The sequence below is a fragment of the Hippea sp. KM1 genome, assembly GCF_000526195.1.
Lineage (GTDB): Bacteria > Campylobacterota_A > Desulfurellia > Desulfurellales > Hippeaceae > Hippea.
Map to the genome: position 1 here is coordinate 676,888 of NZ_JAFP01000001.1, position 22,108 is coordinate 698,995.

The 22,108-nt window shown below is 43.8% G+C and carries 20 protein-coding genes and 1 riboswitch; of the genes, 9 read left to right on the forward strand and 11 right to left on the reverse strand.

Going from position 1 to position 22,108, the window contains the following annotated elements; translation table 11 throughout:
* Window positions 1-8 precede the first annotated feature (8 nt).
* Genes secA through D891_RS0103465 form a run of 3 tightly spaced genes read left to right on the forward strand, consistent with a single transcriptional unit; the run spans window position 9 to window position 3,580 of the window.
* Window positions 9-2,420: a preprotein translocase subunit SecA gene (gene secA / locus D891_RS0103455; protein WP_025209640.1), complete on the forward strand. Its 2,412-nt coding sequence runs from the start codon at window positions 9-11 to the stop codon at window positions 2,418-2,420.
* The gene (locus D891_RS09435) at window positions 2,410-2,880 is read left to right on the forward strand and encodes a methylated-DNA--[protein]-cysteine S-methyltransferase (RefSeq protein ID WP_025209641.1); all 471 of its coding nucleotides are present in this window, start codon (window positions 2,410-2,412) and stop codon (window positions 2,878-2,880) included. Before secA ends, D891_RS09435 begins: the two co-directional genes overlap by 11 nt.
* Window positions 2,873-3,580 carry an SIMPL domain-containing protein gene (locus D891_RS0103465; RefSeq protein WP_025209642.1) on the forward strand — a complete coding sequence of 236 codons (708 nt, stop codon included), beginning with the start codon at window positions 2,873-2,875 and terminating at the stop codon, window positions 3,578-3,580. Before D891_RS09435 ends, D891_RS0103465 begins: the two co-directional genes overlap by 8 nt.
* On the opposite strand, the gene D891_RS0103470 is transcribed toward D891_RS0103465, so the two are convergent.
* The 6 genes from D891_RS0103470 to D891_RS0103495 form a co-directional block, all read right to left on the reverse strand.
* Entirely contained in the window at window positions 3,572-5,305 is a 1,734-nt protein-coding gene (locus D891_RS0103470) for a dynamin family protein (protein WP_025209643.1), read from the reverse strand. The genes D891_RS0103465 and D891_RS0103470 overlap by 9 nt on opposite strands.
* Before the next feature lie 21 nt (window positions 5,306-5,326).
* A riboswitch (Fluoride riboswitch) is annotated at window positions 5,327-5,392 on the reverse strand.
* A 29-nt stretch (window positions 5,393-5,421) separates the two neighbouring features.
* Window positions 5,422-8,004, reverse strand: a complete 2,583-nt coding sequence (locus D891_RS0103475) for a cache domain-containing protein (RefSeq protein ID WP_025209644.1) — start codon at window positions 8,002-8,004, stop codon at window positions 5,422-5,424.
* Window positions 8,005-8,166: 162 nt separating this feature from the next.
* On the reverse strand, window positions 8,167-8,943 hold the full coding sequence (locus D891_RS0103480; RefSeq protein ID WP_025209645.1) for a tRNA (adenine-N1)-methyltransferase: 777 nt from the start codon (window positions 8,941-8,943) through the stop codon (window positions 8,167-8,169).
* On the reverse strand, window positions 8,940-10,559 hold the full coding sequence (ade, locus tag D891_RS0103485) for an adenine deaminase (RefSeq protein ID WP_025209646.1): 1,620 nt from the start codon (window positions 10,557-10,559) through the stop codon (window positions 8,940-8,942). Before ade ends, D891_RS0103480 begins: the two co-directional genes overlap by 4 nt.
* An 8-nt stretch (window positions 10,560-10,567) precedes the next feature.
* Entirely contained in the window at window positions 10,568-11,401 is an 834-nt protein-coding gene (locus D891_RS0103490; RefSeq protein WP_025209647.1) for an MBL fold metallo-hydrolase, read from the reverse strand.
* Between the two features lie 55 nt (window positions 11,402-11,456).
* Window positions 11,457-11,921 (reverse strand): HAD family hydrolase, encoded by a 465-nt coding sequence (locus D891_RS0103495; protein WP_025209648.1) that lies wholly within the window; start codon window positions 11,919-11,921, stop codon window positions 11,457-11,459.
* Window positions 11,922-12,145: 224 nt separating this feature from the next.
* On the opposite strand from D891_RS0103495, the gene D891_RS0103500 reads away from it, so the two are divergent.
* The 4 genes from D891_RS0103500 (at window position 12,146) to folP (ending at window position 17,409) form a co-directional block, all read left to right on the forward strand.
* A complete protein-coding gene (locus D891_RS0103500; protein ID WP_025209649.1) occupies window positions 12,146-13,450 on the forward strand; it encodes a citrate (Si)-synthase in 1,305 nt (434 codons plus the stop codon).
* Window positions 13,451-13,518: 68 nt separating this feature from the next.
* The gene (locus D891_RS0103505; protein ID WP_025209650.1) at window positions 13,519-14,367 is read left to right on the forward strand and encodes a radical SAM protein; all 849 of its coding nucleotides are present in this window, start codon (window positions 13,519-13,521) and stop codon (window positions 14,365-14,367) included.
* A gap of 53 nt (window positions 14,368-14,420) precedes the next feature.
* A complete protein-coding gene (ftsH, locus tag D891_RS0103510; protein ID WP_025209651.1) occupies window positions 14,421-16,220 on the forward strand; it encodes an ATP-dependent zinc metalloprotease FtsH in 1,800 nt (599 codons plus the stop codon).
* Window positions 16,204-17,409 (forward strand): dihydropteroate synthase, encoded by a 1,206-nt coding sequence (gene folP, locus D891_RS0103515; RefSeq protein WP_025209652.1) that lies wholly within the window; start codon window positions 16,204-16,206, stop codon window positions 17,407-17,409. Before ftsH ends, folP begins: the two co-directional genes overlap by 17 nt.
* Here folP and D891_RS0103520 read toward each other — a convergent pair.
* The 5 genes from D891_RS0103520 to D891_RS0103540 all read right to left on the reverse strand — a co-directional run bounded on the left by D891_RS0103520 (window position 17,406) and on the right by D891_RS0103540 (window position 19,944).
* Window positions 17,406-17,735, reverse strand: coding sequence for an ArsR/SmtB family transcription factor (locus D891_RS0103520; protein ID WP_025209653.1), 330 nt, complete (start codon window positions 17,733-17,735; stop codon window positions 17,406-17,408). The two genes, folP and D891_RS0103520, sit on opposite strands and share 4 nt — an antisense overlap.
* A complete protein-coding gene (locus D891_RS0103525) occupies window positions 17,732-18,511 on the reverse strand; it encodes a sulfite exporter TauE/SafE family protein (RefSeq protein WP_025209654.1) in 780 nt (259 codons plus the stop codon). Before D891_RS0103525 ends, D891_RS0103520 begins: the two co-directional genes overlap by 4 nt.
* Window positions 18,512-18,513: 2 nt before the next feature.
* Complete coding sequence (locus D891_RS0103530; protein WP_025209655.1) at window positions 18,514-19,191, reverse strand: FmdE family protein; 678 nt, start codon at window positions 19,189-19,191, stop codon at window positions 18,514-18,516.
* A gap of 174 nt (window positions 19,192-19,365) precedes the next feature.
* The gene (locus tag D891_RS0103535) at window positions 19,366-19,599 is read right to left on the reverse strand and encodes a hypothetical protein (RefSeq protein WP_025209656.1); all 234 of its coding nucleotides are present in this window, start codon (window positions 19,597-19,599) and stop codon (window positions 19,366-19,368) included.
* A 3-nt stretch (window positions 19,600-19,602) separates the two neighbouring features.
* Window positions 19,603-19,944: a NifB/NifX family molybdenum-iron cluster-binding protein gene (locus D891_RS0103540; protein WP_025209657.1), complete on the reverse strand. Its 342-nt coding sequence runs from the start codon at window positions 19,942-19,944 to the stop codon at window positions 19,603-19,605.
* Window positions 19,945-20,202: 258 nt separating this feature from the next.
* Between D891_RS0103540 and D891_RS0103545 the strand changes: the two genes are divergently transcribed.
* Together D891_RS0103545 and D891_RS0103550 are read left to right on the forward strand one after the other, a co-directional pair.
* Entirely contained in the window at window positions 20,203-21,453 is a 1,251-nt protein-coding gene (locus D891_RS0103545; protein ID WP_025209658.1) for an OmpP1/FadL family transporter, read from the forward strand.
* Between the two features lie 108 nt (window positions 21,454-21,561).
* Entirely contained in the window at window positions 21,562-22,104 is a 543-nt protein-coding gene (locus D891_RS0103550) for a glycine cleavage system protein R (protein ID WP_025209659.1), read from the forward strand.
* Window positions 22,105-22,108: the final 4 nt, after the last annotated feature.

Below are 22,108 nucleotides of genomic sequence, written 5' to 3' on the forward strand. Positions count from 1 at the left end.
GAATAGATATGTTAGCTGGATTGATGAAGAAGATTTTTGGAACGCAGAACGACAGGATCTTAAAGTCCATAAAGCCGTATGTGGATAAGATTAACGATAGGGAGGGCTGGGCAAAATCGCTTTCTGATGATGAGATTAGAGAACAGATAAAGAAGCTTGAGGATAGATACCACCAAAAGGGCAAGCTGGACGATATATTGGTGGATTCGTTTGCCCTAACAAGGGAGACGGCAAGAAGAACCCTCAACATGAGACACTTTGATGTTCAGCTTATCGGCGGATATGTCTTGCATAAGGGCATGGTTGCCGAGATGAAGACCGGTGAGGGTAAGACGCTTGTTGCCACACTGCCCCTTGTGCTTAATGCCATGACCAGGCGGGGCGTTCACCTCGTTACGGTTAACGACTATCTGGCAAAGAGGGATGCCCTCTGGATGGGGCCAATTTATCTGTTTTTGGGCTTTAGTGTCGGCGTTATACAGCAGCAGAACAAGTCGTTTTTGATTGAGTGGGATGATAAGGAGAAATTCACCACAAAGCTTGTCCCGTGCTCAAGAAAAGAGGCCTATTTGGCCGACATTACCTACGGCACAAACAGCGAGTTCGGCTTTGACTATCTAAGGGATAATATGAGCTATTCGCTGGATGAGTATGTTCAGCGTGATTTTTACTATGCCATAGTCGACGAGGTTGACTCTATCTTGATAGACGAGGCCAGAACGCCTTTGATTATATCCGGTGTGGCCGATAGGCCTTCTTCTTTGTATTACAAAATAGATAAGGCCGTAAGGCAGCTAAGACCAGGCGATTATGAGGTTGATGAGAAGGTTAAAAACGCCGTTTTGACCGATTCGGGTGTGGAGAAGGTTCAGAAGTTTTTGGGTATAGATAACCTATACGACATAGAGAACATTGAGATCCTGCACATGGTCAATCAGGCCCTAAAGGCACATACGGTATATTTGAAGGATAAGGATTATATTGTTAAAGACGGTAAGGCAATAATCGTTGATGAGTTTACAGGCAGGCTAATGCCAGACAGGAGATACTCCGATGGCCTGCACCAGGCTATTGAGGCCAAGGAGCATTTGAGGATTCAGAAGGAATCCCAGACCCTTGCCTCTATAACATTTCAAAATTACTTCAGGATGTATGAGAAGCTTGCCGGTATGACAGGAACAGCGGCCACTGAGGCCAGGGAGTTTAAGGAGATTTACAACTTAGAGGTCGTTGTCATACCGACAAACAAACCCGTAAGGAGAATAGACCACAACGATCTGGTGTTCAAAACCCACAAAGAGAAGGTGGATGCCATAATAAAAGAGATTCAGGAAAGATACGAAAAAGGGCAGCCCGTTCTTGTTGGAACGACAAGCGTTGAGAAGTCTGAGGAGTTGCATAAAATTCTTACAAAGAAACGCATACCACACTCCGTATTGAATGCAAAGCACCATGAGAAGGAGGCAGAGATTATAGCCCATGCCGGTGAGCCCAAGAGGGTTACCATTGCCACCAATATGGCTGGCCGTGGCGTGGATATTAAGCTGACACCAGAGAGCAAAGAATTGGGTGGGTTGTTTATCCTGGGCACTGAAAGGCATGAATCAAGGAGGATAGATAACCAGCTAAGGGGAAGATCTGGAAGGCAGGGAGACCCCGGTGAGTCGAGGTTTTTCTTATCCTTAGAAGACGATCTGCTCAGAATATTCGGTTCTGAGAGGATCAAGCTCCTTATGGACAAGTTGGGTGTTGAAGAGGGTGAGGCCATTGAAAACAGGATGATTACAAGGTCTATAGAGAACGCCCAGAAAAAGGTTGAGGCCTATAACTTCGAGATCAGGAAGAACCTACTTGAGTATGACGATGTAATGAACAAGCAGAGGCAGGTTATCTATCAGCAAAGGAGGAGTATCCTTGAGGGTAAGGACTTAAAGGAGGATATCCTGGGTTATATCGATTCTATTGTTGAGGATTTGGCCTCTGTTTATCTGCCCGATAAGGTTGACCCTACCAACTGGGATGTTGAGGGCTTCAACAAGGAGATGCGCAGGATATTCGACAGGACTTTTGATATAGATACAAATGAGCTTTCGAAGACCAAACAGAGACATAAATTGCTTGAGGACATAAAGGGTCAGCTTAAGGGGGAATACAACGCAAAGGAAGAGCTGATTGGCAGCGACGAGATGAGGAATTTAGAGCGGCAGGTCATGCTTCAGATCGTGGATATGCACTGGAGGGAGCATTTGAAGAATATGGATTATCTAAGGGATGCCGTTGGCTTGAGGGGGTATGGTCAGAGGGATCCTCTTGTTGAATACAAGAAGGTATCCTTCGATGAGTTTGAGGATATGGTAAGGAGGATTCAGGAGGACACTGTCGCTTCAATCTATCATATAAGGATAGTCATTGAGCAGTAAGTTTTTTGTTGAGACGCCGTTCGATAGGTTTCTCGTTTTTGAATTTGAAGGTCTAAAGATAGGGAGTATCTCCTTTTCTTTCAAACCCGTGGGTCTGCCGCTGTCTGATGCTTTGGGGGATTGTGTTAGGTATATCTTTGACAGTGGCGATTTTTCCTGCTTTGATTACGGCTTGTTGGATAACTCACAGCTTTCTAAGAAAGCCCGAATGCTTCAGGCTTTTCTTGTATCAACCAGGATAGGGCAGACCTTTAGCTATTCAGATGTGGCACAGGAGGTTTTCAACTCAAGAAGCTATGCAAGGGCTGTGGCTTCTATGTTGCACGCCAACCCGTTTGCCTTTTTTGTTGCCTGTCATAGGGTTGTATCAAAAAACGGGATAGGCGGATATTCGGCGGGGGTGGAATTGAAGCGTAAAATCTTAGAATGGGAAGCTTTAAAGGGAGAGGGTTATGTATAAGAGGGAGTCTGCCTGGAGCGGTTTCTGGTGTGGATTGCTTATTGCTGCTGGCCTGTCTGTATTGGGCTGGTTTGTTATGAATACGGCATTAAGCGTTAAGAGGCTGGATAGAACCGTCAGTGTTAAGGGTTTGTCCGAAAGGCTTGTAAAGGCCGATATTGCGATATACCCAATAGAACTTGTTGTTGCCGACAATAACCCCATAAAGCTATCCAACAAGCTTAAGGCAGGCAGGGATAGTATAGAGTCGTTTTTGAAATCTCAAGGGTTTGGTGAGGATGAGATATTTGTCTCTTCTCCCCGAATTGTTGATAATTATGCAAATGAATATAACTCAAACGCCAGGTTTAGATATACGGGGAAACTGATTATAACGCTTTATACGCACCAGGTCGATAAGGTGGTATCGCTGGGGAAGAAACTGTTTAAGCTTTCAGAGATGGGCGTAATGGCCACAAACCAGAAGTTCCAGACGGTCTATCTCTATACCCAGTTAAACAAGATAAAGCCGATCATGATAGAGCAGGCTATACAGAACGCCCATAAGGTGGCTATGAAGTTTGCAAATGAGTCCAACTCGGAATTGGGCCCGATAAAGACAGCCCGTCAGGGTTATTTCAGCATAACAGATAGAGACCCCAACACGCCATATATTAAGCGCGTCAGGGTTGTTGTTAATGTTGTTTACTATCTAAGATAGTTTATTTTTGAGTTTTTCAAGCTCCTCTTTCTCTTTTAAGAGGAGCCTTGTGTTGTTTTCTATGGTTTTTAGTATTTGATTGGCCTTTGCCTGGTTTTCCTTCTTGATCTCAATGGCCTTCTTTAATGCGCCCTCTATGGCCTCTATCGTTAGATCCAGCTTATCCTTAAGCTGATCCTTAAACCTGAAGGTTGTCTCCCTTACCCTTTTTGTCAGATCATACCTGACCCTTCCGCAGTGCCTGTCGAATAGCTCTATTGTTGTGTTCTTTATGTGTCTGTATGCTATCTTTTTGCCTATAAAGAACGGCAGCTTTGTCCTGAATGTGGTTGCAAAGATGTTGAGTATGCCCATCTGATCGGTCAACATAAAGTTAAAATAGCTTTTGTCTGTTAGTCTTTCTTTGTCGATATAGGTGTTTAGCTTTATATCGAATATGGTTGAGGCTGTCTGGATGATGTCTTCTATCTTTTCGTTGATCCTTTTTGCCAGCTCATCGTATATGGCCTCAACCCTGTATGAGATGGATTCGGACTGTTCCTTCTTAAAATCGTTGAATATCTCCATTATGTGCTCGTTCATTTTTTGCGTCATATATGATTCAAACTCCTCTGTGGACGGCTTTTCTTTTGTCTTCTGGTTGTAATGGTTCTGCATCTTCTCTATAAGCCCCGGCAGGTGCTTTTCCTTTAACTTTTCTATCTCATCGTCCAGCTCGCCGTAAATTTTTTCTATGCGCTTGTCCAAGATGTACTCATACTCCTCTGCCTCCTCTTTTACCTTGCCAATGAAGGATTGGAATTTATCCGCCTTCTCCTGCAGGTTCTTTAGCGAGAGGCTCTGGGTTTTCTTCTGTATCTCGAAGGCGTTTAGCTCGTTGTTTATGTGGCGCAGGAGGGCGTTTATCGTATTTATCGCTATGATGTTGCCCTTCTCTTTCTGTATGAAGCTATCCAAGCTGTTTTCTAACTCTTTTATGCCCGATGATTCCAATAACCCTCCGTCCTTTGTCTGTTTGGCCTTCAGTGCGTTTTTTGCAGAAATGGGATAGATCTCTATATTCTCCGATTCTATGTATTCCTTAAGCAGCCCCTTGTTAAACCCTATAACCTCTTTTAGCTCGTCTTTTGATACGATGTCTATCTTGTTGAGCACAAAGAAGAACTTTTCTGTGAACGCCTTTGCATTCTTCAAAAACTCTATCTCAGCCTCACCAAGCGGCGGATCGGGGCTCATAACAAAGATTGCCGCATCGCAATAGGGCAAGAAGTTATAGGCAACATCGGTGTTGTGCTTAAAAACGCTGCCTATGCCGGGTGTGTCTATGATCCTTATGCCCTTTTTTAGGTATGGTGATGGGTGTAATACATGAACCTCTTTTACATTGAGCCTGTTTTTGGGGTTGTGCTTCTCTGTGACATATCCTTCGATCTCGTTGATCTCTATCTGTTTTTCTGAGTTGTCTAAGAATTTGACGATGGCCTTCTTTCTGCTTGAGTAAGAGATGATCGTTACTATGGATGTTAATGGCAGGATGGATGATGGCACAATGTTGTCCTCAAGCAAGGCGTTTATAAGCGACGACTTGCCTCTTTTGAACTGCCCTATGACAACAAGGTTGAATTGCTCATTCATAAGCTTCTCTTTTGTTTTTGATAAGTCTTTTGATGTGATAACCTCTATTGTGGCGATGGTTTTTAAAAGCCTCTCTTTAATGTTATTCATCTCATCCCCCTATGTTCTGGTATGTGGATAGAGGTTATCATCCCCGCTGGCGGGGCTTTTTAGGCTAACCTCATAGCCTTTTTTAGAATATTACCCTAAAAAGGCGGCAAGTTCAATTATCTGTTAATCAGGTAATCCTCATCTATGTGGCTCATCGTTGATTTGAGGTTCTTTGCCCATTTTATGATCTCTTTTAGCTTTCTTGTGCGGGAGGGTGAGTATTTGTCCATATACATATTTTTGTCTGCCTCTCTCATCAGGTCATCTGCCTTTCTGAATTGACCATTTTGGATGGCGTATCCGATAGAGGCGCTGATGATGATCTCTGAGACCTCATTATTGCTTGCTATCCTTGCCTTGATCCTCTCTATAAACGCCCTCACCCCGTTTTCGTTTGTGTTTGGCATTATAACGGCAAATTCATCGCCGCCGATTCTTGCTGCTATATCGCTGCCCCTTGTTGATGTGGATAGTATCTCTGCCATCTTCATGATTAGCTTATCGCCTATCTCATGGCCGAGCAGGTCGTTGGCTATCTTTAAGCCGTTTAGGTCTATTATTACCAGTGCAAGCGGATAGTGCCTTCTGTTGAATAGCCTTTTAATTTCCTCTTCAAAGAAGTGCCTGTTGTATAGGCCTGTTAGGGTATCGTGCAGGCTCAAATACTCCAACTGCTTGTTTTTCAGATACCTCTGTGTTATGTCGTTGAACGATATGATTAATACCGGTTCTGAATCTATCTTGATTTTTGCGACATGCACATCAAACCACCTGCTTTTGCCGTCGGCTGTTATGATATTGGTCTCGCAACCATCGCAGTCCTCTCTTCCCTTTACAACCTTCAGGAACCGTATCTTTAGTGATTCCGGTATCTTTAGCCTCTGTATGGTGAACTCCTCGTTTTCTTCGAAGCAGAGCAGCTTCTTTGCCAGGTGGTTGTAATATTTGATGTTGCCGTTTTTATCCATGACTATAATGCCGGTTTTTATCTTGTCTATGAACTGTTGCAGTTGGTGTTTGTGTTTCTCTATAGCCCTGTATAGGCATACCATCTGGGTTATGTTTCTGAAGATGCAGACGCTTCTGTTCTTCTCTGGCGAATAGCTTACCACCTCAACAAACACATCATTCTCATCTTCGTTTAGCTTTACGGTGGTGTGTAGGTTAAAGCCCCTATCCATGACCAGTTCAATGGCGTCTTTTAAGGTGTTGTATGTTTTAAGCACCTCCTGGGCTTTCTTGCCTATTAGGTTTTCGGATTTTGTTATGGCTTTGCAGTTCATGGCCGCATCATTTACATCCTCAACCGTTAATTCCCCACCGACCTTTTTTAAAACCACAACGCATTCGGGCATGTGTTTTAAAAGCAGGGAGTAGTTTTTCAAAAGCTCTTCGGTTTTCTTTTGAGCCTGGTGTAGCTTTTGTGCCGTTTCGTTGATGCTTTGAGCCATCTGTGAAAGCTCTTTTACTTTTATACTGCCAGGGTCTATCTTTGTATCCAATCCTTGATTGGAGAAGAAGTTGAGTATGGTCTCTATATCTTTTTTGATCGGTTTGTATATAAACCTTAAGAATATCAACAGCCACAACAGATAACCTATGGCAAGCGCCGATATAAAGAATATAAACAACAGGCTCTTTATGCTGGATTTGGCCTCTTTCTTTATAATTGCCTCAAAATCTGGGAATACTGCCGTAAAGTTCCTTGGTGCGCATGAGCCTATGATCCAATTATACGGCTTGTAATAGTAAAGGTATGTAATCCTTTCTCTGAGCTGTTTGTTTTTATGATACGGCCAGATTAGTGTTGTTGTCAGATCACCCAGCTTTAGCAGCTTTTCAAGGCAGTCCTTCAAACACGGCTTTGAGTTTGTGTATGTTATGGACTTATCGTTGAGTTTTAGGCATGTGTGGCCTTCAAAGGCCGGATCTGTATAGAATATAACCCTTCCTGCACATTCTCCTTTGAAGGAGAGTTCCATTATGAACAGGCTGGGGTTTTTGAAGTTTCCAAAGGATGTATTTAACTTCTTTAATGTCAGCTCTTTTGTCTCTTTTTCTAAATTCGTTATCATCTTGCCTGAGCCTATATACCACCCGTAAGGCTCAAACAGCTTTACAAAGGCTATCCTTAGCAGAGGCTTGCCGTTGTGCATGAATTTTCCCTTAACATACCCCTCTTTCTGTCTTTTTATGACATCTATCTCCTGCTGAACGGATTTTGAATATCGTTTATCCTTTAAGAGATTTTTTCCAATTAGGCTTTTCTGAGGACTTAGTATTTCCACCCCATTTAGGGAGGTTATAAAGTAATAGCTTTTACCGTTGTCAAACACTTGGAACATCAGGGAATCCTTTATCCTCTCCCTTATGCTTTCCTTTGACTCCTTCCCCTTGTATTTGTTGTATATGTTCATTGCCACCTTGTATGCCCTGTATGTTCTGTCTTTTAGGGTTTTTAATACATTCTGATACGCCTTTTCCCTCTCTGAGTTTATCAGCTTTACCGCATCCCTTACCTCATATCGCTCAAGCCTTATCTCTCTCTTTAGGTGAACATCCTCGTTGAAGTAATGGATGGCCTTGTTTGTTGCATTTAGCAGAAAATACCCCCACCCGATAGAAACAATGACGGTTATAGAGATTATGCTTAGCATTATGAACACGCCTATCATGGAGGATAATTTAATCTGTTTCACTTGCAGACTTGGCTCCTTTAGTTTACTCGGAGAACTATAGTATTTTATTTTGCAATTGTCAAAAGATAATTTTTCCTAATTCTTATACATGAAACAAAGGAACATATATAATTGCTTCATTTATGAAACGCCTTTAACTTTTTGAAGTAATGCAGCTTTGGCTCACTGAATCTTTCTTGCAAATATGAGAAAAGCCGTATGCGCACTCATGGTGTCATACGGCCTCAGCCTTTCCGGGTTTGTTTTCCAGTGGCGCTGCAGTATCTCGCTAACCTCAACATCTATCAGGGGCAGCCTTTCCATCTCCTTTAAAACCAGCGACACCTGGTTTGTCGTTGGCACTAAAACGCCTATGAGCCTGCCGCTTTTTAGGGGCTTTATGGCGTTTTCAAGGTAAAGCCAGGGTTCTTTGACATCTATAAAAACGGCATCCACATTCTCCTCATCGAACCCTTCTGCAATGTCTTTGTGCTTTACCTCTATCCTGTCGTGGAGGTTGAATCTCTTTAGGTTTTTAAGGGCGTTATCTATGAACTCCTGCCGCTTTTCATAGCTTATTAGTTTGCCTTGTCTGCCCACAATCTGGGCAAATACCGCACTCATGGCGCCGCTTCCAATGCCGGATTCTATTACCGTGTCGTTCGGTTTTATATCAAGCCTCAATGCGATGTATGCTGCATCCTTTGGATATACGATTTGCGTGAGCCTGTTGAGTTTTTTCATGATGAAATCATACAGCGTTGCAGGCAGGAGTATGTATTCATATCCTAAATGGGTCTTTATGCTTTTGCCAAAACCGGTATTGAGAATCAGATCCTTTTCTATAATGCCGTTTGCCGTTGAGTATTTGTCAGGCAGTGTTGCAAGGTTTAATATGTGCTTTTTGTCTTTTTGTTTGTCATAGAGTATGATAATGCTGTTTTGATTGGGTCTATTCATGGATTTTCCTCTATATAGCAGAATTTATCAACATCAAACAGGCCCTTGTCTGTCAGCTTGATGTGGGGTATGACCTCAAGTGATAGAAACGACAGCATGCCAAGCGGATCATCCAGCCCGCAGCCAAGTTCCCTTGCGGCTTGTTTTAGGGCTATGACGGATTCTTTTATGTTTTCGGGCTCATCGCTTGATACTATTCCGCCTATAGGCAGGGCAAGGCGTGTTATTTTATCGTTATTTACAACAACCTGTCCTCCCTGCATCTCTATTATGGCTGAAACGGCCCTTTCTATCTCTTCATCCGAGGTGCCGACGGCCACTATGTTGTGGCAATCGTGGGCAAGCGATGTGGCCATAGCCCCCTTTTTTAGCAGAAACCCCTTAACAAAGCAGGCCGCTTTGTTGTTATGCCCGTATCGTTCTATTACAACAAGCTTTAGTATGTCGTCTTTTGTGTTGAACTCTTCCTCCTGATGCGCAATGGATAGCTTTTGTGTAATCAACGAACCGTTTTTTAGACCGATTGCTATCCCTTTGTGCTTTATTTTGGGCAGTTCTATAGGCGTTTTTACCTTGATGGAGTTTAAAAACGCCTCGGGTGGACTGCTCTTTTTGTGGATGGATTTGTAAATTTTGCCGTTTGTAATCGATGTTTTTGGCATAAATTTCTCATCAAACAGGACAAGGTAAGCCCTTTTTCCCTCTTTTATCCCCAAAAATTCATCAAGCCCGTAATACTTCAGGCCATTAAACGATGCCACCTTAAGCGCCAAAGCAGGCTCAATGCCCAAGCTTATCGCCTTTCTTAGGTTGTAATCTATATGGCCCTTCTCTAAGATATCGCCCACCGATTTGTCGTCGCTGCAGAAGGCAACCCTGTCGGGGTATTCTTTGATTATTTTGTATGCCTCATTGGTTGAATGCTCACTGCTTCCCTCCCTTATGAATACAAAAAAGCCCAACTCTATCTTCTGTTTCAGCTCATCGTAATCATAGCTTTCATGGTCATCCTCAACGCCTGCCTCTTTGTATAGCTTAAGTGTTTGTGCATCTAAATGGGGCGCATGGCCGTTAACCCTTTTGTTGTGCATCCTGGCAAGCTCTATCATCTTTATGAATTTTTCATCCCTGTTTATAACACCCGGCACATTCATCAATTCGCCCAGCGATACAACCTCATCAAAGCCCAAGAAGTATTCCACATCGTCTGGGTCGATCCTGCCGCCGCTTGTGGCAAACCCTGTGGCAGGAACGCAGGAGGGGACGGCAAACCTAAGCTGCATATCCACATCCCTTGCATCGTCTATGAAGAACTCAAGCCCCTTCCTGCCAAAGACATTGGCTATTTCGTGGCAATCGGCAACGGCAAATAGCGTTCCCTTGTCAATAACCGCCTCGGCAAAGCCCTTAGGCGTTAAATGCGTGCTTTCTATGTGGCAATGGCAGTCTATAAGCCCTGTGGATAGATAAAGCCCCTCTGCATCGATGGCCTCTTTGGCCTTTATGGGCGTTGGGCTTATTTTTGCAATAAGGCCGTCTTTTATGCCTATGCTTAGTTTGTCGAATCTCAATTTATCAAAATCGACAACCCATGCATTGTTTATGGCTAAGTCCATTTTTTCCTCTATACCTCTAAAACGCTTCCTACGCCTGCGAAGAAGAACCTATCCTTTAATTTATTGTAAAGCTTGGCCGATACGGTTAGGCCTGTGCAGTGTGAGGCGCCGAGCTTTTGAATGTTGTATTTCTCTATAACCTCCAGTGTTGCGTTTATCTGCTCATCGTTTGCAAATCCTAAATGCGTTCCACCGATAACTGCGTATATCTCCTTTCTGCCGGTTTTGTTGATGAAGTGGTTTAGTATGTTAACGATTCCTGCATGAGCGCAACCAAGAATCACGATTAACCCCTTGGATGTGTCAATTGCTAAGGAGAAATCATCCCAGATCTGATCCTGAACAAGCTCGCCGTTTTCCTTTTCCACCTTCATCTCTGCGTCTATCTTTTCAAAATCCGTTTTGCGCTCAACCTCACCGGAGGAGAAAATGCCCTTTTCTATCTCCCTAAACTCCTTCTCATAAACAAATTCAGCGCCTAAGCTTTCTAAGTATTTCTTATCAAACGGTATGCCTATGTATTTCTTTATGCCGCCCTTGAACCAGAACCTCTTTGAGAAGGCGTCCTTGTGGGTGTATACCTTTAGAGGGGATTTTATCTTTAACAGATCAACCATGCCGCCTGTGTGGTCGTAATGACCATGCGATAGGTATAGGAATTTTATGCTGGATAGATCCTTCTTTAGCGCTATTGCGTTGTTTATCAAAGCCTTGCCCTGTCCTGTGTCGAATAGAAAGTTAAACTCCGGTGTCTCCACAAAAGCGGCAAAGCCGTGCTCTCCAATTACATCAAATGGCACAACGACGCTGTTTTCTGCCAGAACCGTAATTCTTACCTCCATAAGAAACCTCCCGTAAATTTTTTACAATTCTATAAGATTTTTTAATTTTTTACAATTAGTTGCGCAAGAGCGATATGAGTATCTTGGGGTTTATGAGGGCGTCTAATGCATCGCATATCGAGTTAAACACAAGGTCTGCGTGCTGTATCAGCTTAGCGTTGCAGCCGTCTTTGTTTATTACGGCCAGCGACAGGCCTGCAACCTTGAACATCTCTATGTCGTTGTTGCCATTTCCTATCGCTATGCATTCTTCTGCACCTATCGATTCTAAGAATTCCCTTTTTTGTATGGATGTGTTCCGGTTTATGATTTTTAGCTTTATATTGAGGCTTGAAAGCTCCCTTTCTGCACTGCCCATCGTATCAGCGGTTAGTACAATGATTCTTTTAAATAGGTTTTTTAGCTGAGCTGTTTTTTCTTTAACGCAGGGGATAATTCTTGAGTGTTCTGAGAGCGTTCCGGTGTAATCCGATATGAGATAGTTAAAATTAAACCTCTTGCCGTCCACGGTAAAATTCATGTTTTTATTTATACCGATGAAAGGCTTAAAAATCAACCCACTATAACTCTGGTTAAGGGCCTTTACTTTTGTAAGGGATAAAGTTTATTGTTAGTAAGATATTTAAACTGTTGACAAAAGTTAATAAAAGTGTTATAGATAGACACAGCGCAGCAAGAGGAGAACTTAATAAGCCGTAAACGGCTTTATGTAAAGAAAAATTAATTTTTTAAGGAGGTTTAGCCATGGGAATTAAGGAAAAGCTGTATGAGAAGATTCAGGCTCACAGACCGAGGATCACCAGACTCTACAAGGAGTTTGCAGACAAGGTTATCGATGAGGTAACCGTTTACAAGATCATCGCTGGTATGAGGGGCTTGAAGGCTCTCATTACAGACATCTCCTATCTGGATCCTTATGAGGGAATTAGGTTTAGGGGTTATACAATCCCTGAAGTAATGGAGAAGTTGCCCAAGCCAGAGGGCGCAGAGATGCCCTATGTTGAGGGTCATTTCTATCTGTTGTTGACAGGCGAGTTGCCAACAGAGAAGGATGTTGAAGAGGTTTACACAGAGTGGAAGAAGAGGGAGCAGCTTCCTCAGTATGTAATTGACATCTTGAGGGCTATGCCAAGGGATACTCACCCAATGACAATGTTTGCTGCTGGAATCCTTGCAATGCAGAGGGATTCCAAATTCGCTCAGTGGTATGCATCCGGCCAGTTCAACAAGATGGATGCTTGGGAGTATATGTATGAAGATGTAATGGATCTTCTGCCAAAATTGCCACTATTGGGCGCTTACATCTATAGAATGAAATATAAGGGCGATACACACATTCCAAGCGATCCGAATCTGGACTTCGGTGGTAACTTCGCCCATATGATGGGAATCGATAAGCCTTATGACGATGTTGCAAGGATGTACTTCATCCTGCACTCCGACCATGAGTCAGGAAATGTTTCCGCTCATACAACACACTTGGTAGCAAGTGCATTGTCCGACATCTATTACTCCTATGCTGCTGGTATGTGCGGTCTTGCTGGTCCATTGCACGGCTTGGCCAACCAGGAGGTCTTGAGATGGATCCAGGGCGTAATGGAGAAGATGGGCGGCAAGATCCCAACAAAAGAGGAGATGGAGAAGTTCATCTGGGATACATTGAACAGCGGTCAGGTTGTTCCTGGATTCGGTCATGCAGTCTTGAGGAAGACAGACCCAAGATACACAGCTCAGAGGGAGTTCGCTCTGAAGCACTTGCCAGACGATCCGATCTTCAAGTATGTAGACCTGATGTTCCAGGTTGTTCCTCCAATCTTGCAGCAGCTTGGCAAAGTAAAGAACCCATGGCCAAATGTAGACGCACACTCCGGCTGCATCCAGTGGCATTACGGCGTAAGGGAGTACGACTTCTACACAGTACTCTTCGGTATCGGAAGGGCCTTGGGTGTTACAGCAAACATCGTTTGGGACAGGGGTCTTGGCTATCAGATCGAGAGGCCAAAATCCATCACAACAGACATGCTCGAGGAGCTTGCTGGAGCAAAATAATCCGGCTTGCAGCTTAAAAACAAATGGGGGAGGGCTCGTTATGGGTCCTCCCTTTTTTTATTGGCAGAATGTTAAAGTATCTTGTTGAGGGCAACTGCAGGCTCTGCCCGAGGAATTGTAAGGCGAACAGGAGCAGGGGCAGAGGGCTGTGTAAGACCTCAAGCAAGTTAGAGATAGCAAGCTTCAACCTCCATTTTGGCGAAGAACCCCCCATAAGCGGTAAAAACGGATCGGGCACGATATTTTTTGCCGGTTGCAATATGGGCTGCATATATTGCCAGAATTACCCCATAAGCCAGCTAAAGAGCGCATTTAGGGAGGTTGAGATTGATGAGCTTGCCGATATAATGATAAGACTCCAAAAAAGGGGTGCTCATAATATAAATTTTGTCACGCCGTCCCATTTTGCTCACCTGCTTGTGGATGCTATTGAACTTGCAAGGTCTAAGGGCTTGAGTATTCCCATTGTTTACAACACCAGTTCGTATGATAAGGAAGAGGTGATTTACGCCTTGGAAGGCTATGTGGATGTCTATCTGGGGGATTTAAAATACACCGACGATAAGCTTTCGATGGAGCTTTCTGGTGTGAATGACTATTTTGATGTGGCAACAAGGGCCTTGAAGGCCATGTTTAACACCAAAGGCAGGCTCGTTTTAGAAGATGGTATAGCAAAGCAGGGGCTTATTGTCAGACACCTTGTTCTACCCGGTTGCATAGAGAACAGCAAAAAGGCGCTTCTGTGGATAAGGGACAATCTGCCCGATGTCGATGTTTCTGTGATGTTTCAATACTTTCCGGCATATAAGGCCTTCTTGCATCCGCTCATAAAAAGAAAGATAAGCCCGGATGAGTATTTTGAGATAGTCGATTTTGTCCATGAGTTGGGCCTTAAGGGTTATATTCAACAGGTATAGACTTTGCCCTCCTGTTTTGCTATATTTTTTCAAATTCCTGCATGGAGGTGTTGATGTCGCCCGTTTATCGCAATGCGTTTTTGTGGATGATTATAGCGGTGTTGATGATACTGTTGTTTAACCTGTTCAACAACAAGAATTACACCTATGCGAGACTGAGCTATACAAAACTCATATCGCTAATTGATAGCGGCAAGGTCAAGAAGGCCAATTTTGAGGGCAACGATGTTTATGTAATCACCAAAGACGGTAAGCGGTATAAATCATATGTTCCTGAGGTTAAGGAGATAGCCGACAAGCTTGCAAACAGTGGTGTTGCTGTGAATATAAAACCCCCGCAAAACAACTCCCTGCTTACCAATATACTGATCTATTGGGCGCCGATGATTGTCTTTATCTTCTTGTGGTTTTATTTCATGAACCAGATGAACAAGGGGGGTAAGGCGCTAAGCTTTGGTAAGAGCAATGCGCGAATGTTTGTAAGCGATCCAAAAAACCGCATAACATTTAAGGATGTGGCCGGTATAGATGAGGTTAAGGATGAATTGCTTGAGCTTATAGAGTTTTTGAAGAATCCAAAGAAGTTTACAAAGATAGGAGCAAAGATACCAAAGGGTGTATTGTTGGTTGGTGCACCAGGCACCGGTAAGACGCTTGTTGCAAAGGCTGTAGCCGGTGAGGCCGGCGTGCCGTTTTTTACCATAAGCGGCTCGGATTTTGTTGAGATGTTTGTCGGTGTTGGCGCAAGCAGGGTGAGGGATCTGTTTAATCAGGCCAAAAGGAACGCCCCGTGCATTGTGTTTATCGATGAGATAGATGCGGTTGGAAGACAGCGTGGGGCTGGTGTCGGTGGTGGAAACGATGAAAGGGAGCAGACGCTAAACCAACTGCTTGTTGAGATGGACGGTTTCCAGACCGATACCAACATCATAGTTATGGCTGCAACAAACAGGCCCGATGTTCTGGATCCGGCCTTGTTGAGGCCTGGCAGGTTCGATAGAAGGATCGTTGTGCCAAAACCGGATGTAAAGGGCAGGCTTGAGATATTGAAGGTTCATACAAGGAAGATTCCTTTGGGGGATGATGTTGATTTAGAGGTTATAGCAAAAAGCACATCAGGGTTTGTTGGGGCCGATCTGGCCAATTTGGTGAACGAGGCGGCCTTGATTGCTGCAAGGAGGAATAAGAGCAAGGTTGAGATGGAGGATTTTGACCTTGCGAAGGATAAGGTTCTGCTTGGGCCTGAGAGGAAGAATGTCATAATTAGCGATAGGGAGAAGAGAATAACAGCATACCATGAGTCTGGGCATGCCATTGTTGCAAAGATGTTGCCCAATACAGACCCGGTGCATAAGGTTAGCATAATCCCCAGGGGCATGGCCTTGGGTATTACACAGCAGCTGCCAGAGGATGATAAATACACATACGATAGGGAATATCTGATGAACAGGATGGCCGTTTTGATGGGCGGAAGGGCAGCAGAGGAGGTTATTCTAAACAACATAACAACCGGTGCGGGCAACGATATAGAGAGGGCAACCGAGATTGCAAGGAAAATGGTCTGCGAATGGGGCATGAGCTCTTTGGGTCCTATCCATCTGGCCGATGAGGGTAAAGAGGTTTTCTTGGGCAGGGATATTGCCGTTAAGAAGAGCATATCGGAGGAGACGGCCAAGTTGATAGATGCCGAGGTGAGGAAACTGGTTGAGGAGGCCTATAGAATGGCCGTTGAGATAATAGAGGATAACAGGGATAAGATAGAAAAGATGGCTCAGAAGCTCCTTGAAAAAGAGGTTTTAGATGCAAGAGAGATCGATGAGATTTTGGGGTTGAGCGATGATAGAGCTGCTTAAGATAAACGACATAGGTGAGGCCAAAAGACTCATAAAGGGTATTGGTGTTGATAGTGTCGCTATAGGCCTGATGGATAAAAAGGCCGTCTGTTATGCGGTTAGGGTGTTTGGATGCAGGTTCTATCATGCCAACATCTTAAAGCAGGAGGCCCTTTCTTTGGGTATCGATGTTGCCGTTGAAAAGGGTGTTGTGACAGCCCAGACCCAGATCACAGACTGCCTTATAATGGGCGATGCAAAAAGATTAATTAAGCTTGCCGATAAGTTATCCATTCAGGATTTTGCATTTCTAAAGAAGCTATCCTTTAGGCTTAAAAAGGCCCTTGAAGGGGTTTTGGAAGGAAGCTTTGTATGGAGGGTGAAGGATAGGGTTTTTGATTTAAAAGACGATTATTTGATAATGGGCATATTGAATGTGACGCCTGACTCCTTCTCTGACGGAGGCGAGTTTAACAGCATAGATGCTGCGTTGAAAAGGACGGAGCAGTTGATTGAGGAGGGTGCCGATATTATCGATGTTGGCGGAGAATCAACAAGGCCTGGCAGCGAATTTGTGCCTTTGGATGAGGAGTTGAAGCGAGTTGTTCCTGTTGTGGAGGCCATAAAGAGGCGCTTTGATGTTGTTGTGTCTGTTGATACATACAAATCGAGGGTTGCAGAAGAGGTTTTGGATAGGGGCGTTGAGATAATAAACGATATAAGCGGATTGGGGTTTGATGATAGGCTGGTCGATGTTCTTTCAAACAGCGACTGCGGTATAGTTGATATGCACATAAAAGGAACGCCAAAGGATATGCAGAAAGACCCGACATACGAACATCTGCTTGGCGAGATCAACGATAGATTTGAAGGGATCTTGAATAGGCTTAAAGAGGCCGGCATCGACGAAGAAAGGGTTGTGCTTGATCCGGGTGTTGGCTTTGGCAAGAGGTTTGAGGATAACCTAACTATACTAAATCACCTTGAGGCATTCAGGGTGTGGGGCAGACCTATTCTTATAGGGACATCAAGAAAGAGTTTTATCGGTGCGGTTTTGGGGGTTGGCAACCCCAAAGATAGGCTTTTTGGGACTGTTGCTTCCAATGTTGTGGCACTCTTAAGGGGGGCATCGATCTTCAGGGTTCACGATGTTAAGGCGCACAGGGAGGCCTTAAGGCTTGCAAAGGCCATAGTGGATGAGACCTTCTAAAGGGACTCTGCTATCTTTGAGCTCATCTTGGCGTTGTGCTTGGCCAGTTCGTTTATGGATTTTATCAGGGCTTGTGTGATCTGCGGGTTTGAGAGGGTATAGCGCACAAAGACCCCTTCCTTTTCCACCTTAACTATCCCGGCCTGTTGCAGAATCGAGAGATGTTTGGATATTACAGACTGGTTCTTGTTAAACTCCCCCGCTATGTGGTTTACACACTTTGGCTGTTTTATTTTTAATAAGTATTCGCAGATGGCAAGGCGCAAAGGGTGGGCAAACGCCTTAACCACCTGCGTTTTGAATTCGTAAGCCTCTAAGTTTTTCATCTAAATCGTATCCCAAATAAACCCAGTGTCAACTTAACAGCAATAAGCAATAGAATTATAGCATAAATTGTTTTGATTGTCTTGGGTTTTGCCCTCTTTACAGTGAATCTGGCGCCCAGTTGAGAACCAAGCAGAACGGCCACCACAAGCACGGCTGTCGTTGTAATGTCAAAATGCCCCTCTGCAACATGGCCTAAAAATCCGCTGGCGGATGAGAATGTGACGACATAGGCCGTTGTGGCAGCAGCCCTTTTTGCACCATACCCCATACTCATTAGGATTGGAGCTGCCAAAAATCCACCGCCTATGCCCAGCATGCCGCCTATAAAACCTATCAAAAGGCCGCTTGCACCGCCGTATATGAGCCTTTTTTTAAACTCTATGAGGTTGTCCTCATCTGGAGCCTTTGTTGATATAAACACCTTGGCAGCAGCAATCAATACGGCTATGATGAACAGTATCAAGACAATGCGTGTCGGTATGAATTGAACCGTATATACGCCAAAGGGCGCCCCGATGATGGCTGCTAAAGCAAAGGGTAGGGCGCCTTTGTAATCGATAAGCTTTGCTTTGTGGTAAGGTATCATGGCAAGGCCGGTATTAAGCCCATTAAGCAGAAGCCCAAGCGGTATGGCTATGGTTTTTAGGTCAAAGCCCAGCCACTTCATTACAGGGACATACACCATGCCGCCGCCAAGCCCCAGCATGGCAAATAAGAATGAAGCTGCCCATATAATGACGAATGTTATACCCAAGACAGACACAGTGGGTGTCATGCCTATTTCCTCTCAATGAGGTTGGTGTATGTGAAACAATCCAGGCATACCTTCTTGCCGTCTTCCACCCTTAGGTAATTCTCAGCAACCGCATCTCCGCATTTGTCGCAGAATGCCAAATTGAAGCAGGAGTTGCCCTTTTTTGGGTCATAGTTAAACGGTCCTTCTATGTTGACTATATCCTCAAGTTTTTTGCCAAACAGACCTAAGAACGCCTGTTTTGCCACATCCTGATCAACCTCAGCAGGAGGGATGCCCTTTAGCCTGTATTTAGTTATAAACGGTGCATCAAAAGCCGCCTGCATGATTTCGGGTTTTACCGTAACCTTTACGGCCTTTTTGCTTTTTTTGTCTATCAACATGTAGGCCCATTTACCCCTTGGGTCTTTGCTCATGATACCTTTTCCAAATGTGCATCCTGTTGCAAACTGGACACCGTCTGCAAAACAACCGCCTGCGTGGTGGTCGCCCACATAGACTATAACCTCCTTGTCCATGCTAAGCTCCCTTGTTGTGCCTAAGGCCTTCAAGCCTGCAAGGCCGGCCAGATAACCCATTGGCATACCGCCGCAAAAATGGCCGTGAATGTTTAGGGCCGAATAGAGCAACTCCTTTTCTGTCTCATCCAGGCTCGTTATGGAGTTTACGATCTCCCTGTGGGCTTTAAACATCTCTTGCATCCCTGCACCTCCGTTAATAAATTTCTATTTTTATATATTCCAATATTAGAATATGTCAAGAAAAATATATCTCAATGGTGCTCAGTGCAATACCCTTGTTTGGATGGATTGAAGGTTTTGATGTTGGAGGTTTGAATAGCTAAAAAGAAAAAAGGGGGTTGTCCCCCTTGAGGTTTAGAATCTGCCTCTGCCAAATCCTCTTCCCATTCCTCTTCCTAAGCCTCTGCCTAATCCTCTGCCAAGACCTTGCCCTCTTCCTGCGCCTAAGCCTTGGCCTTTTCCCATGCCGGCATATTCGTCGATCCTGAATACATTATCCGAGCCGCATTTGGGGCATACGGGCCTGCCTGTTCCGAATGGTTCCTCAAATTCTGCACCACAGTCAGCACACTTAAATCTCCTGTTCATTCTCTATACCTCCAGAAACTCGTTTATAATCGTTTTTATGTCTTTAATCTGGGTTTCTATAACCTTTATGCCAGCAGCGTTTAGGTTTGTCTTCATGCCGTCTCCGATCTGGTTGACTATAAACACATCGACGCCGTTTAGAAGCTGTGGGACTATCCTGCCAGCACCCAAGCCCCTATTGGGCTCCTCTGTCTGGGTTTGCTTTGCAAGCTCCGGTATCGGGTTTTTTATGGCCACCCTGTCTGTGACCTTGCCGTCCCTTATCTCTATTATGGCAAAGTATTTGCTAAGGGATGTGTGTGATGAGATTGTTTTTAAGTTGTTTGTTGGAAATGCGATCTTCATTCCATACCTCCAGAGTCGTTTTCTATTTTGAACATATGTCATTTTATAAAAAAGTCAAGCAGTGGGTATGCAAATATTGTTTAATTGTTGGACTGGATTACGATTATAAAATAATATCTTCAAAAAATTATTAGAAAAATGGGTTTGAATGTATTTTTGCGGTTGACAAATGTATTATAAAGTTATATCAAATACTCTGTGATTGTAAGAATAAAGTTAGTTTTCAGGAAATTTTATTAAAACAGGAGGTTTTTGGTTATGTCTTTGAGGAAGAGGCTTTTTAGTGCAGCAATAGCTGCTGGTTTGGTTTTTGGTGCGGCCAATATGTCTCATGCTACAAATGGATATTACATGATAGCAACAGGCGCTAAGTCTTTGGGTATGGCAGGTGCAGTTGTTGCAAATCCGCAGGATGCATCAACGATCATCCAGAACCCTGCAGGTATTGCCTGGTTGAGGAATACGACATTTGATGTTGGTGGAGCAATATTTACGCCCCCAAGGAAAATGAACGGCCACAAAAGCGATTCCAACATATTTATGATACCTTCAGCTGGTTTTGCCTACAATCCTATGGGTTGTAATTGCGGCACACCCCACTTTGTTTTTGGTATAGGTATGTATGGTATCTCCGGTATGGGTGTTGATTGGAGTAATAATAATTTAACTGGCACTGGAAGGCTTAAGAAAGCATACTCTAACATGCAGATGATGGAGATGTCTATTGGTGGTGCATATAGGTTCAATGATCAGTTGTCTATAGGTTTTGCTCCTGTATTTGTTTATCAAGCTATGGGTTTGGAGTATGGTTTTTCAGATAACTCCAGTGCTTCCTTGGATACAACAAACGCATATGGCTTGGGTTTTGATCTTGGTGTTGTTTATAAATTAAACGATATGATTCAACTGGGTCTTGTTTATAAATCTGAAAGATGGATGCAAAAGCTTGAATGGAATGTTACAAAACCAAGTCCTACAACAGCCGCAGGCATGATGATTAACAGTAATAAGGTTAAAATGAGATTGAATATGCCGCAGCAGATCGCTTTAGGTGTTAACTTCAGGCCAATTGAGCCCCTTAGACTTGAGGCTGATGTTAGATGGATTAATTACCATAAGGTTATGAATGAAGTTGATACAACTGGCATGGGTCAGCCAACCTGGAATTTCCATTGGCATAATCAATGGGTATTTGCCTTTGGTGCCGAATATCAAGCAACAAGGGCTTTAACACTTAGGGCTGGTTTTAACTATGCAAAGAGCCCAATCAAAGATGATGATTTGAATGCTAACATAGTTGCTCCGGCTATTGTGGAAACACACCTAACAGCGGGTTTGAGTTATAGCTTTACAAAGAATCTGGAGGCCTCATTTGCCTATGCACATGCATTTGAGCATAAACAGAGCCATAAAAATACATCCGTGCAAAATCTAATGATGTATGGTCCTGAGACGAAAATCAAAATGCACCAGGATACTTTTGCATTCCAGCTAAGCTATACCTTCTAAGGACGCTGTCCTCCTAAACAAGGTTGGCCGGCTTGTCCGGCCTTTTTTATTTGAATTATTTTTCCCATAGATATAAAATTGCCCGTTAGAACAAAAAGGGGGTGAAGAATGGGTAAGTATTTTTATGCCCTTACGGTTATAGGAAGGGATAAACCTGGTATAGTGGCTGCTGTTTCTGAGGTTCTGTTCAATAAGGGTATATCGATTGAGGATTCCATCTCCACGCTGCTTGGGGATCAGTTTACCATGACGCTAATAATATCGTCAGATACCAATTACGGCGTGCTTGAGCTAAAAAAGGCCTTTGCAAAAGCAAGGAAGGATTTAGAATTGAGTATTTCCCTAAGAAGGATAGATAAGGATGAAGCCACAACAAGGGAGCCTGAGAACCTATACAGCGTGTCGGTTTATGGCACAGATAGGGTGGGCATTGTTTATGGGATTTCCAAGGCCTTTGCAGATAACGGCATAAACATACTCGACTTAAGAACCAGGCTGACAAAGGGTGAGCCCCCCATGTATGTGATGATTTTGGATGTGGATCTGCCCAAAGGGATGGATGAGTCTGCCTTTAGAGGGATACTCGATAGGGCGTGCAAGAAGATCAATGTCGATTACTCCATTAGAAAAGTCGAAACCTATGAGCTTTAGGAGA